General features: G+C 49.6%; 2 protein-coding genes. One reads left to right on the forward strand and one right to left on the reverse strand.

Annotated features, from left to right (window positions below; genetic code table 11):
- Nucleotides 1-69 precede the first annotated feature (69 nt).
- Nucleotides 70-300: a hypothetical protein gene (locus GOB87_RS16450; protein ID WP_242006551.1), complete on the reverse strand. Its 231-nt coding sequence runs from the start codon at nt 298-300 to the stop codon at nt 70-72.
- Between the two features lie 394 nt (nt 301-694).
- Between GOB87_RS16450 and GOB87_RS16455 the strand changes: the two genes are divergently transcribed.
- Complete coding sequence (locus GOB87_RS16455; RefSeq protein WP_242006552.1) at nt 695-997, forward strand: hypothetical protein; 303 nt, start codon at nt 695-697, stop codon at nt 995-997.
- Nucleotides 998-1,080: the final 83 nt, after the last annotated feature.

Below are 1,080 nucleotides of genomic sequence, written 5' to 3' on the forward strand. Positions count from 1 at the left end.
CTCTGTCTGCATCGGGTTTTCTTGATGATTATGGAAATTTCTTTTCTACAAAACAGACTTTTTCATAATCTAACCCGATGTACAACCCTTCTGTGAGATTTCCGCGTCGATACCACCTGTGGAATTCTGCGCGTTGTCTTCCTTAATGACGGCCGTGCCGACGGTCGCGTTGTCCGGCAGCACGTAATACTTCCCGCTTTCCAGCGTGACGGTGCCGGAATTGGAAGCAAGGACGTAAGGATCGGTTTCGGTGCCGGCACCGCCGGTTGTGGCCGCATATTGAGTTGTCGTGGTGACCATGATCTCGAGTCCTTCTTCTTGCCTCCAGACGCGGAGGTTACTGAAGGATTGTTTAACGACCTGAAAAGCCATCCGTCAACGAAATAAAACGTAAAAGTTTGTTTTTTTCAAACAATTTTGTTGATTTTTAGCAGCGGACATTATGAAAAGGCTGAGCGCAGCAAGGAAAAATATTAAAATAATGTTTGTGATGGACTGGAAATCAAAGCGTGGCAGTTAAGCTATTGAATCTTCGTTAACAATATTATCTCTGGAACGAGCGTTGAAAAAATATTAACAAAGCCTTGCCTGGATGTCGGCAGCAGCCGCATTCGATCAAGGCGGTCCACTCTGTCATCAGCTTTCCAAGGAGGCAGGTGGGCCGACAAGTCCTGTTATATGGAGTCTGATAGAAATGCGTGATCTTACCACGACAGAACTCAATGAAGTTTCGGGCGGTTGCGGTGGCGGCGGTTGGGGTGGCGGTGGCTGCCAGCCGAGCTACAACCCCTGTGGCGGCTACCAGCCGTCCTGGAACAGCTGCGTCAGCAGCGCCGGAATGATCGCCGCTTATGCCGGTTATCTTGCTGGTGAGTACAATGTGACAGCCGACATCTACAATCATGCCAGTTGCTCCACGATTCAGTCGGCTGTCTGCAATGTTTATGCCGATGTGAAGGAAGGCTATACTCTAGAGGGTGTTATGCACTTTGCATGAGCAGGTTAGCTGCGTTTCTGAGCATGAAGCCAGCGAAGGCGATGGTGTGCATTGCAGCAAGTGTTGAGGCGCAGCGTTCGTAG

This window comes from Acetobacter estunensis (genome assembly GCF_011516945.1).
GTDB classification, from domain to species: Bacteria; Pseudomonadota; Alphaproteobacteria; order Acetobacterales; family Acetobacteraceae; genus Acetobacter; species Acetobacter estunensis.

Coding starts and splice junctions, on each gene's coding strand:
- GOB87_RS16450 (WP_242006551.1), bottom strand. CDS start 300: ATGGTCACCACGACAACTCAATATGCGGCCACAACCGGCGGTGCCGGC.
- GOB87_RS16455 (WP_242006552.1), top strand. CDS start 695: ATGCGTGATCTTACCACGACAGAACTCAATGAAGTTTCGGGCGGTTGC.